At 41.6% G+C, this 10413-nt stretch carries 11 protein-coding genes and 1 pseudogene; 10 read left to right on the top strand and 2 right to left on the bottom strand.

Annotated elements, in window-relative coordinates; all coding sequences use genetic code 11:
- The 4 genes and pseudogenes from NWP22_RS02565 to cruG all read left to right on the top strand — a co-directional run.
- Positions 1–349 (top strand): annotated as a pseudogene (locus tag NWP22_RS02565) (IS630 family transposase); the annotation flags it as partial.
- A gap of 132 nt (positions 350–481) precedes the next feature.
- A complete protein-coding gene (locus NWP22_RS02560; protein ID WP_271731581.1) occupies positions 482–916 on the top strand; it encodes a helix-turn-helix domain-containing protein in 435 nt (144 codons plus the stop codon).
- A gap of 603 nt (positions 917–1519) precedes the next feature.
- Entirely contained in the window at positions 1520–2428 is a 909-nt protein-coding gene (gene cruF / locus NWP22_RS02555; protein WP_271731583.1) for a gamma-carotene 1'-hydroxylase CruF, read from the top strand.
- 98 nt (positions 2429–2526) lie between these two features.
- Positions 2527–3693 carry a 2'-O-glycosyltransferase CruG gene (cruG, locus tag NWP22_RS02550; protein ID WP_271731585.1) on the top strand — a complete coding sequence of 389 codons (1167 nt, stop codon included), beginning with the start codon at positions 2527–2529 and terminating at the stop codon, positions 3691–3693.
- 8 nt (positions 3694–3701) lie between these two features.
- Here the strand turns inward: cruG and rnhA are convergent, their stop codons facing one another.
- Positions 3702–4613, bottom strand: coding sequence for a ribonuclease HI (gene rnhA, locus NWP22_RS02545; protein ID WP_271731586.1), 912 nt, complete (start codon positions 4611–4613; stop codon positions 3702–3704).
- A 217-nt stretch (positions 4614–4830) separates the two neighbouring features.
- On the opposite strand from rnhA, the gene NWP22_RS02540 reads away from it, so the two are divergent.
- The 5 genes from NWP22_RS02540 to purU are packed head-to-tail and all read left to right on the top strand — an operon-like array spanning position 4831 to position 9761.
- Entirely contained in the window at positions 4831–5802 is a 972-nt protein-coding gene (locus NWP22_RS02540; RefSeq protein WP_271731587.1) for an ABC transporter ATP-binding protein, read from the top strand.
- A gap of 9 nt (positions 5803–5811) precedes the next feature.
- Entirely contained in the window at positions 5812–6624 is an 813-nt protein-coding gene (locus NWP22_RS02535; RefSeq protein ID WP_271731589.1) for an ABC transporter permease, read from the top strand.
- 32 nt (positions 6625–6656) lie between these two features.
- Positions 6657–8225, top strand: coding sequence for a GldG family protein (locus NWP22_RS02530; protein ID WP_280801473.1), 1569 nt, complete (start codon positions 6657–6659; stop codon positions 8223–8225).
- Between the two features lie 9 nt (positions 8226–8234).
- Positions 8235–8846 (top strand): DUF4340 domain-containing protein, encoded by a 612-nt coding sequence (locus NWP22_RS02525; RefSeq protein WP_271731591.1) that lies wholly within the window; start codon positions 8235–8237, stop codon positions 8844–8846.
- A gap of 60 nt (positions 8847–8906) precedes the next feature.
- Positions 8907–9761, top strand: a complete 855-nt coding sequence (gene purU / locus NWP22_RS02520; RefSeq protein WP_271731594.1) for a formyltetrahydrofolate deformylase — start codon at positions 8907–8909, stop codon at positions 9759–9761.
- A 67-nt stretch (positions 9762–9828) separates the two neighbouring features.
- Here the strand turns inward: purU and NWP22_RS02515 are convergent, their stop codons facing one another.
- Positions 9829–9969, bottom strand: coding sequence for a hypothetical protein (locus tag NWP22_RS02515; protein WP_280801472.1), 141 nt, complete (start codon positions 9967–9969; stop codon positions 9829–9831).
- 269 nt (positions 9970–10238) lie between these two features.
- On the opposite strand from NWP22_RS02515, the gene NWP22_RS02510 reads away from it, so the two are divergent.
- Positions 10239–10413 (top strand): DUF4347 domain-containing protein (locus tag NWP22_RS02510; RefSeq protein ID WP_271731599.1); only part of this gene is annotated, 175 nt, incomplete at its 3' end.

Here is a 10413-nt window from a genome sequence, read left to right as displayed (position 1 = left end):
CAGTATGATTACGGTTGGAACTCAAAAGGACAGCGCTTCCATGCACTTAAATCAGGTCGTCGTGAAGGTCGGGTGAACATAATTGCCGCGCTGTGTAACCATCAGCTGATAGCTCCTTTCACTGTTGAGGGTGCGTGTAATCGAATAGTATTTGAGACTTGGCTTGAAACTTGTTTGCTTCCCACACTCAAACGGGACTGGTTGTGGTGATGGATAATGCCACATTTCATAAAGGTGGGCGCATTCAAGAACTGATTGAGGATGCAGGGTGTGACGTGTTCTACCACCTTATTCTCCAGACCTGAATCAGATTGAAAAATGTTGGTCTTGGTTAAAAAGTCGAATCCGCACGAGATGCCCTTTTTGCGTCCTAACCTCCTTGGCGGTTGCTATATTTTCCCAGTGATGCAAGATATAGCGGTTCCCAGTCTAATGAGGTACACTGATTAAGATAAGGCTGTCCATCTACTTAATGGTAAAAATGAAAGCATATTCTCTCGACTTTCGCCAAAAAATATTTGATACATACTTGGAAAGTGGAATATCACAACGTCAATTAGCAAAAAGATTCTGTGTAAGTTTAAGTTTTGTGGAGAAATTACTAAAGCAATATAGAGAAACACAAAGTATTGCTCCTAAACGGAGGACAAAACAAACTCCTACAAAGCTAAATTCTCAACAACTTAATATTCTCCAAGAAATAGTTGAAGCCAAGAATGATGCCACCTTGGGAGAAATTCGCTTAATTCTTCAAGAAAGAACAGGAATAACAATTGGTATATCTACAGTAGACCGGATGTTACAGAAGATGGAAATTAGCCTAAAAAAAAACATTGCACGCCTCCGAAAAAGAGACCCAAAGAGTTCAATCATTAAGAGTAGAATTCTGGCATCAGCTTCAGGGCATACCTGCTGAAAACCTTATATTTCTTGATGAATCGGGAGCTAATCTGTCTTTAATATAGAATTTCCCATGCTCGTGAGGTACAATTTTTTTTAGTTTGAGGGAATAGGGAACAGGGAATTGGTGTGTACTCCATGAACCTGAAAAAGGCTATAGAGGATATTTATAATTGGTTTACCCATTGTTGTTACTGTACCTCACTAGACTGACAAAGGCTATAAGATAAAAACAGATTTTTATTCAGAAGATCATGCAAGCATACAAACTCAAAGTAAAAATTGATTCATCTAATTGAGGAATTAACCAACTCTCCTTGACTGACTTAAACAACTAAGGGGTTTGAGATTGAAAATCAATCTTTGCTTTGTATTGCTTGATCTGTTCGTGAATCGCGTGTTGGTCGTCACCAGTGAGCAAAACAATCATCCTCTCACCCGCCATGATTGCCGTAATTGGCTGCTAACAGTATAAGTTCAATAGGTTATGATGCACTTACTCAGAAAAATTAACAACTTCCAGGGGAATAATGGTACAAACTAGTTAAATATTTGCGTAAATATTTGTAAACTATTAACAGCCCAGCAGCCACACGTCACATCTTGTTAAGGACTGATCATGAAACAACTTGTAATCGCGGAGCGCGTAGGCCTAATTGGCCACATCGTGTCAATGGTCTTTGGATTGGTAGGCATACTAATAGTAGTGCCGAATGCCGAAGTAATTTTCCATTTCTCTGAAATTGGACAAACTGCCATGCAGTGGAGTATGGCGGGAGGTGGTGTGGTCTATATGATCTTGGGAACCGCAGCTGTATTTTTGTATGGTTTGCGCACCTTGGGGTTAGGGAGAATTTTGGCATTTATGCTGCCAGCAATATTGATTTCCCTGACCAGTGAACTACTGGGAACCAGTACAGGATTTCCTTTCGGTCACTATAGCTATTTGAGCGGCTTGGGCTATAAAATTTCTGGTTTAGTGCCCTTCACAATTCCCCTATCATGGTTTTATTTGGGATGCGTTTCATACCTACTAGCCCGTGCTGGGTTAGAAGTGGACACAAAACCGGGCTGGTGGCGACATATTGTTGCTATTGCTTTAGGTTCCTTGCTGTTGACTTCCTGGGATTTTGTGCTTGATCCTGCCATGAGCCAAACTTCTCTACCCTTCTGGTATTGGCATCAACCGGGGGCTTTCTTTGGAATGCCTTATCAAAACTTTGCGGGTTGGTGGGGTACTGGTGCGGTGTTTATGACCGTCTCCGCCTTACTATGGAAAAACAACCCCATCAAATTTGAGCGATCGCAGCTGAATTTACCCTTAGTAGTATATTTAGCCAACTTTGGCTTTGCTACAGTCATGAGTTTAGCGGCGGGATTCTCCATCCCGGTAGTATTGGGCTGTTTCCTAGGAGTAGCCCCTGCGCTAGCACTGTGGTTAAAAGGGTCAGCAGTATCTAACCAAACTGATACCCAATCAACCACCAACCAAATTTCAGTGGCAAACATCGAAGTTGCCTTGAAATAAAATTAGGGGACAGGAAGACTACCGAAGACAAGGAAAAACTCATGTCTCCTGCCCAATTTTTTGTGTAATCACCATTTTCATTGCTAGATATTTTTATTGTGGAAAACGCTTTAACAGTAGAAAGCGTCATAACTTTTCTATTGCTACTTATTCAAATACCAGCAACGGCGATTTTACTTTCCCGTCTGTTGAAGGGGCCAAGAAGGTATCCCCCCATATCACCCCAACAGCCAACACCGGAACTTCTCGGTAGTGTGAGCGTTGTAGTTCCCACCCTTAACGAAGCCCTGCGTATTAGTCCGCTGTTATCTGGCTTAAGCCGCCAAAGTTACGAAGTGCGGGAAATTATTGTTGTAGACAGTAATTCCCAAGATGGAACCCCGGACTTAGTGAAAACTGCACAGCAGCAAGATCCGCGCTTTCGGTTAATCACAGATGACCCCTTACCGCCTAATTGGGTAGGTCGTCCCTGGGCTTTACATAACGGATTTTTGTATAGTTCCGAAGCAAGTAAGTGGTTTCTGGGGATGGATGCTGACACCCAACCACATCCGGGACTAGTTGCTAGTTTGGTGAAAACCGCAGAGGCCCAGGGATATGATTTAATTTCCCTCTCACCCCAGTTCATTCTCAAGTATCCCGGTGAATGCTGGCTGCAACCGGCATTATTAATGACTTTGCTTTATCGCTTCGACCCGGCGGGAATTACCACGACCCAGCCGGAAAGGGTGATGGCTAATGGTCAATGCTTTTTGTGTCGCCGTTCTGTTTTGGCTGCCGTCAGTGGTTATACTAGTGCTAGTAGTTCTTTTTGTGATGATGTCACCTTGGCGCGACATATTGCACAGCAAGGGTTTAAAGTAGGTTTTCTGGATGGCTCCCAGGTGCTGAAAGTGCGGATGTATGAGGGAGCAAGGGAAACTTGGAAGGAATGGGGTCGCAGTCTGGATTTAAAAGACGCATCTTTACCTGGTCAAGTGTGGGGCGATTTATGGTTACTCTGTGCAGTGCAAGGTTTACCTGTATTCCTTGTCCCTACTTGCTTGTTAGTTTCCTCCCCACCCCTATTATTGGGGTTAAATGTATTTCTGTTGGTTATTCGTTTTGCTCTGGTTTTTGCGATCGCACCTTCTTACGATCGCAAAACTGCTCAAGGTGGTTGGTTATTTTGGCTTTCTCCCTTAGCTGACCCCCTAGCTGTATTCCGAATCTTCCTTTCAGCATTGCGCACCCCCAGGGAATGGCGAGGGAGGAAGTATAACTGATTGCTTAGTTATATTTCATTTTCCGTTTCTAGGCGATCGCCTCGTTCTAGCTCCCAGAGAATTTGATTTCCTTCTCGTCTTACCCGTGACACAATCCAGTTGCGCCAGCGCCACTCGTCTCCCCGACTAGTGACGGCGCTGGCGTGGACATCCATCAAGTCTGCTAGTTCCGAACTGGTAATTAAATAGCCTTTTTCGGCAATTTCGTCAGCTATACGCAGAGTCTCCACCAAGTTTCTCAGTTGTTTGACCCTTGTTGTCGATAGTTGTTCTTCATTTGTGGCCGCATCTGTTACAGTGGATGGTTCCATGGCATTCATATCTGACATAAAAGTACTGTGTTCTTGTGTACTTTTGTGAACTATTGTAGATTTAGATTCATAACAGGCTACCTTTTCCCTGTCGCCTTCACCTAAAGAATGTAAAGATTTATAGGAATCAGTAGGAGATAGTTCTTGTAGAGATGGGATTTGACCGCTAGCAAATGAGCGAGCAATCACATCACAGCGCTCGTTACCTATGTTACCAGAATGCCCGCGCACGTGCTGCCAATTTATTTGTGGAGTATTCAGTTGATCGAGAATTTCTAATAGGTCTTGGTTCTGGACGGGTTTACCATCAGCCTTTTTCCAGCCTTTTTTTTTCCATCCTGGTAACCACTTGGTGACACACTTAATCAGATATTCACTATCGGTATACAGGGTAATGGGTTCACTTTGTCGATATTCATGGAAGAATTTTAAAGCTGAGATCGCCGCTGTCATCTCCATCTTATTATTAGTCGTATAATTGACAGCATCACCCATTTCATGAACTGCGCCATCGGTAAAATAAGCTACTACACCCCAACCCCCAGGACCAGGGTTACCAGTGCAAGCGCCATCGGTGTATATAGTTTGAATTTTGCGTTGGTTGGACATAGTGCGGATTTGATAAAATATACAACCTTACTCCCAACCCATCTCCTGAGCAAGGAGAAGGGAGAATTTGATACAGGTCAGAAGCGAGGTGAGGTGAGAAACCTTTTGTTGTATGTTACTTAATTTCCAGTCCCAGTACCTGAGATGAGGACAATTCCCCAAGTGATCTAAGATTGTTGGGTATTCTCTATTTGATTTTCTTCTTGCCAGCAGAACGATGATTGAAGTCGAACATCTGTGTAAAACTTACGGTTCTACCCCAGCTATTGATGATGTTACCTTTAGGGTTGAACCAGGGGAAATTTTAGGATTTTTGGGACCCAATGGTGCGGGTAAAACTACAACCATGCGGATTTTAGCGGGTTATTTACCAGCTACCAAGGGTAAAGCCGCAATTGCTGGCTTTGATGTTCATGAAAATTCCCTCGCAGTTCGTCAACGCATTGGTTATTTACCGGAAACACCGCCGTTATATCCAGAAATGACCGTGGAGGGATTCTTAGATTTTGTCGCACAAATTAAAGGTGTTCCTGCGGGCGATCGCCCCCAGAAGGTGACAGCAGCGATTAAACGCTGTAACTTAGAAGATAAGCGCCAAGTAATTATCCGCAAACTATCTAAAGGATACCGCCAAAGAGTCGGCATTGCTCAAGCGATCGTCCACGACCCACCAGTAATTATTTTAGATGAACCCACTGTGGGACTTGACCCCCGACAAATTATTGAAGTCCGCAATTTAATTAAAAGTCTCGCTGGTACTCACACCATTATTCTGTCTACCCACATTTTGCCGGAGGTGAGTATGACTTGTAGCCGTGTCGCTATTATCAACGGGGGTAAAATTGTGGCCACGAATACACCAGAAAACCTGATGACCCAGTTATCAGGTGGGTCAGCATATGAAATAGAAATTGAGGGAGATGGTGATTTAGCAACACAAACTTTGCAAAATATCCCCGGTGTAAGTCTGGTAGAATCTGTTTCTAGTAATCATCCATGTGATGACAACCGCGCTCACTTGCGGGTAATTTCCCAACCTGGAATGGAAGCGGGAAAAGATATTGCTGCAACATTGGTCACTGCGGGTTGGGGATTACATGAAATGCGACGTGTTAGCGCTACCCTAGAAGATGTATTTTTGCAATTGACTACAGCAGAAAAAAATCTAGATTCAGATTCACCAAACTAAGGAGCTTTAATGGGTATAGTGCTGAGTAATATTATTGCTATTTATCGCCGAGAGTTACAGAGTTATTTTATCTCTCCCTTTGCCTATGCGATCGCCAGTGTATTTTGGTTGATAGCGGGGTTATTCTTTGTAACAATTTTAGTAGGGCCTGATGGGATTTTACCAACAGTTGCCCAAATCGACCTCCAAGGACAACAGCTAAATATACCAATCCCACCTATAGATGTCCCCTATGAGTTTATCCGTGCATTCCTGGATAGATTGGGGTGGTTACTGTTATTTATCTTACCAATACTGTCTATGGGATTGTATGGGTCAGAACGCAAGCTGGGTACTTTGGAACTGTTAGCCACCTCACCAGTGACTAACTGGGCGGTAGCAGTGGGTAAATTATTAGGTGTACTCACATTTTTTACTACTCTGATTGTACCCTTATTCATCTTGCAGGCGATCGCCATCAGTGCATCTAACCCACCTATGTCGCCCACAATTACCTTACTAGGGAATTTGGGCTTAATTTTACTAGCTGCGGCAATATTATCATTAGGAATGTTTATTTCCTCCCTGACCGACAGCACTATTTTATCTGCTGTCCTCACCTTCGCGGTAATTTTATTATTATTGTTTGTTGATGTGATTGCTAAGGGGATGGGTGGAACTATGGGAGAAATAATAGGTCATTTCTCATTATTAAAACATTACAATACTCTGATTCAAGGTATTTTCGATAGCAGCGCCGTGATTTTATTCAGTAGTTATATATTCTTGGGTATTTTTCTCACGGCCCAGTCAATTGATGCACTGCGTTTTGGGCGGCGGTAATTAGGGAACCAATGACTAATCAGTAATTACAAATGAAAATTATCAAAAAAAACCAACCGGTAAAATACTTATTTTTTTTAGGATTATTTTTACTTGCTGTCGGGTTAACATCTGGAATAGTGGCGGAAACCTGGGGAATCATCCCCCTGATATTCCTGATTGCAGGAACTATTACCCTTAGTTTGTGGATAGTATTGCAAAGTCAGCAATATCAATGGTGGAATAGTCGTTCCACCCAAGCAGGTGCTAATGCTGTGATTGTCATTGTAGCTGTATTCGCAATTGTGGGGTTACTTAACTTTTTGGGCACTCGTTATTACCTGCGTCAAGACTTAACAGAAACCCAATTATTTAGCCTAGCACCTCAATCTCAAGAATTAGTCAGGAGGTTAGAAAAACCAGTTAAAGTATGGGTATTTGATGTTAACAGAAATCCCCTAGACAAGGAACTACTAGAAAACTATGGGCGAGAAAGTTCCAAGTTTGAATTTGAGTATGTAGACCCCCAAGCTAGACCAACTCTAGCAAACAAATTTGGTGTTCAAGATTATGGGGAAGTGTACCTAGAATCGGGAGATAACCGCCAATTAGTCCAAAAACTAAATATCAATGAACGGTTGTCAGAAATTAGATTAACAAATCGTCTGCAACAAGTTAACAGTACAAGCACAACTCCAGTTTACTTTGTGCAAGGTCATGGCGAACATTCCTTAACATCAGGTCAAGGGGGAATTTCACAAGCCATTCAGGGATTAAGCAATATAAATTATAGTGGTTCACCACTGAATTTAGGAGAAAAATCTCAAGTTCCAAAAGATGTATCTGTTGTAGTCGTAGCTGGTGCTAAACGAGAATTATTTGATAGCGAGGTCAAGGCCTTACAAGATTATCTGAATGGTGGTGGAAATGTCCTATTAATGATTGACCCCAATACTAAGACTAATCTTGAGGGTTTACTTAAAGAATGGGGTGTTATTTTAGACAATCGTTTAGCTGTGGATGTTTCTGGATCTGCTGTAGGACTAGGCCCAGCTGTTCCGATTGTCACTGATTATGGACAACATCCTATTACGCAAGAGTTTGGTAATGGTATTTCCTTTTATCGATTAGCAAGACCTTTAGAAATTAACCCTGTAGCTGGAATTAAATCAACTATTTTACTACAAACTAAACCCTATCCTGACAGTTGGGCTGAAAGCGACCAGGAAAGCGAAAAATTAGAGTTTAACCCCGAAACAGATATCCCCGGACCTCTGACTTTAGGTGTGGCTTTGACTAAAACAATACCAACCACACCCACTGAAGGGGAAGAAAAACCCCCAGCACCGAGGATGGAATCCCGGTTAGTAGTGATTGGAGATTCGGAATTTGCTACTGATGGCTTATTTGAACAGCAACTAAATGGGGATGTGTTTCTTAACTCGGTGACTTGGTTAAGTCAACAAGACCAACAACCCCTTTCTATTCGTCCCAAGGAACCCAGAAATCGCCGGATTAACTTGAGCGTTTTCCAAACCACTATGTTAGCACTTTCATCTTTATTACTATTACCATTATTGGGGTTGGTAACGGCGGTTATTATTTGGTGGAAGCGGAGATAATCAAGACATATGAAATTACCACGCACAACTTTAGTTTTAATGTTTCTGGCTCTGGGTTTGGGTGGTTTTGTCTATTTCTATGAAATTAAAGGTACAACGCAGGGAGAAGAATTACAGGCGCAAAAGCAGCAAATTTTTACCTTTACAGAAGATGATATAGAATCTTTGACCATTCAGAAACAAGATGTCACCGTCAGTTTAGAACGCCGCACCCCATCAACAGAACCGCAATGGTTGTTAACATCTCCTTCCATAGAACCAGCTAATGATGCGATCGTTGCTTACTTAACGAATTTATTAGTTAATGGTGAAAGCGATCGCACATTAGAAGTTACACCTAATGAATTAGAGGAATTTGGTTTTAGTCAACCCTTGGCCAGGATTAATATTAAGTTGAAAAACCAGAAGACACACCAACTAATTTTAGGTAACTCTGACTTTAACAGTCGGTTTTTATATGCTCAAACTGAGGAGAATCAAGAAGAAAATGGTAAGATAAATGTCATACTTGTATCCACAGATTTTCAAAATGCTGTAAATCGGGAAGTTTCAGAATGGCAAGAACCAAAATATAATAGTGAGGCTCAAACAAACTCAGAAGATGAACTTATTAAAAATTAGGCGATCGCCACATTAAAACATAAAAAGCAGCGACAGAAAAATTAAACATCAACCTAGTACATGACCCAACCCACCGCCACTTTACTTATTTCCTGTCCTGACCAGAGAGGACTAGTTGCCAAATTTGCCAACTTTATCTATGCTAATGGTGGTAATATTATCCATGCAGACCAACATACGGACTTTTCGGCTGGATTATTTCTGACCCGGATAGAATGGCAGTTAGAGGGATTTAATTTACCACGAGAGCTGATTGGCCCTGCATTTAATGCGATCGCTCAACCTTTAAATGCTAAATGGCAATTACATTTTTCTGATACTATACCACGTATTGCTATATGGGTGAGTCGGCAAGACCATTGTTTATTTGATTTAATTTGGCGACAAAGAGCTAAGGAGTTCGCTGCTGAGGTTCCCTTAATTATTAGTAACCATGGTCAACTTAAGGAAGTAGCAGAGCAATTTGGTATTGATTTTTATCACATTCCTATTACTAAAGATAATAAGGCGGAACAGGAAGCCCAACAGCTAGAACTACTACAGAAATATAAGATTGATTTGGTAGTTTTAGCTAAATATATGCAGATTGTTAGTGCTGATTTTGTGGCTGGGTTTCCCCAAATTATCAATATTCATCATTCATTTTTACCGGCTTTTGTGGGTGCAAATCCCTATCACCGAGCTTTTGAACGTGGGGTAAAAATTATTGGTGCTACTGCTCACTATGCTACACCTGATTTAGATGCGGGTCCGATTATTGAGCAGGATGTGGTGCGAGTTAGTCACCGGGATGAGGTTGAGGATTTAATTAGGAAGGGTAAAGATTTAGAAAGGGTGGTTTTAGCTAGAGCGGTACGGTTACATCTGCAAAATCGGGTATTGGTCTATTCTAATAGGACGGTGGTATTTGAGTGATGATTATTGGTTGAGGGTTGAGGGTTGAGGGTTGAGGGTTAAATCAGACTGGGTATTAATTCTCACATTAATAATAAAAGTAAGGGCGATCGCCCCTCAAACCATAGGTATTAATCCTCACATTAATAACCACAACTAACGGCGATCGACTTGATTGGATATTAAGATGATTTATCTTGTCAAATATCTGCCCTAGGATAGATGACAAAATTACCTCAATAGTATAATTGATATTTAAATCTAGCATTTCCCATGCTCGTGAGGTACATTTTTTTTAGTTTGAGGGAACACCGGAACACCGGAATAGGGAATTGGGAATTGGGAATTGGGAATTGGTGTGTACTTCATGAGACTGAAAAAGGCTTTATAAAAAATTAATTACATTATTTAAAATTAAATTAATTATGGTATTTTTTGTACTATGAAGCGTAATTAAGCCAGTTCAAAACCTGAATTTTTACACCCCCGCCATTCCCCATGCTATCTACTACCCATAACACCCTTACCCCCGTGGCTATTGTATTTATTGATTCCACTGTATCCGACTATCAAACCCTCGCTGCGGGTGTTATACCAGGTATAACCACTGTTATCCTCAATCCTGATGAGGATGGTATAACTCAAATTACAAGATTTTTAGCACAGCATCCCC

Origin of the sequence: Anabaenopsis tanganyikae CS-531 (assembly GCF_029891675.1) — a bacterium.
Taxonomy (GTDB): domain Bacteria; phylum Cyanobacteriota; class Cyanobacteriia; order Cyanobacteriales; family Nostocaceae; genus Anabaenopsis; species Anabaenopsis arnoldii.
Note: the sequence above shows the minus strand (reverse complement) of the source record. Positions and strands in the feature narration are given on the sequence as shown.

Bases quoted from the DNA above. Each gene is read 5' to 3' on its own strand.
- NWP22_RS02530 (WP_280801473.1), top strand. From the start codon at position 6,657: ATGAAAATTATCAAAAAAAACCAACCGGTAAAATACTTATTTTTTTTA.
- NWP22_RS02535 (WP_271731589.1), top strand. From the start codon at position 5,812: ATGGGTATAGTGCTGAGTAATATTATTGCTATTTATCGCCGAGAGTTA.
- NWP22_RS02540 (WP_271731587.1), top strand. From the start codon at position 4,831: ATGATTGAAGTCGAACATCTGTGTAAAACTTACGGTTCTACCCCAGCT.
- NWP22_RS02560 (WP_271731581.1), top strand. From the start codon at position 482: ATGAAAGCATATTCTCTCGACTTTCGCCAAAAAATATTTGATACATAC.
- rnhA (WP_271731586.1), bottom strand. From the start codon at position 4,613: ATGTCCAACCAACGCAAAATTCAAACTATATACACCGATGGCGCTTGC.
- NWP22_RS02525 (WP_271731591.1), top strand. From the start codon at position 8,235: ATGAAATTACCACGCACAACTTTAGTTTTAATGTTTCTGGCTCTGGGT.
- cruF (WP_271731583.1), top strand. From the start codon at position 1,520: ATGAAACAACTTGTAATCGCGGAGCGCGTAGGCCTAATTGGCCACATC.
- purU (WP_271731594.1), top strand. From the start codon at position 8,907: ATGACCCAACCCACCGCCACTTTACTTATTTCCTGTCCTGACCAGAGA.